The organism is Burkholderia sp. HAN2018 (genome assembly GCF_024704855.1).
Classification (GTDB): domain Bacteria; phylum Pseudomonadota; class Gammaproteobacteria; order Burkholderiales; family Burkholderiaceae; genus Burkholderia; species Burkholderia cepacia.
In genome coordinates this window covers 1-381 of sequence record NZ_QOBB01000573.1, presented here as the reverse complement: position 1 = coordinate 381, position 381 = coordinate 1, and the positions used below count along the sequence as shown (strand labels likewise).

Below are 381 nucleotides of genomic sequence, written 5' to 3'. Positions count from 1 at the left end.
CGCGATGCCGCCGCCCAGCGCCGCGATACGATCCATCGACTTTTCGGTGATGGTTTCCGCGTGATCGAAGAACCAGTTCAGCCCTTCGAGCGGGATGTCCTTGTTCACCTTCTCGAACACGTCGAGCGCGCGGCTGATCGTTTCGTCATACGTCGCATGCATGCGCCACGGCCAGCGGTTCTGCGCGAGCACGCGCACGACGCCCTCGAGATCGTCTTCCATCTGCGCCGGCAGGTCCGGACGCGCGACGCGGAAGTCCTCGAAGTCGGCCGCCGAGAACACCAGCATTTCGCCCGCGCCGTTGTTGCGGAAGTAGTCGGTGCCGTCGTGATACTTCGTGCTCTTCGTCCAGTTCACGAAGTCTTCCTTCTCGGCGTTCGG

1 protein-coding gene is annotated in these 381 nt (G+C 63.0%); it reads right to left on the bottom strand.

Translation table 11 applies throughout. The annotated features are described in order from the left end of the window. On the bottom strand, nucleotides 1-381 hold a 381-nt coding region (locus tag DPV74_RS41845; RefSeq protein ID WP_162923365.1), incomplete at both ends, for an amidohydrolase family protein.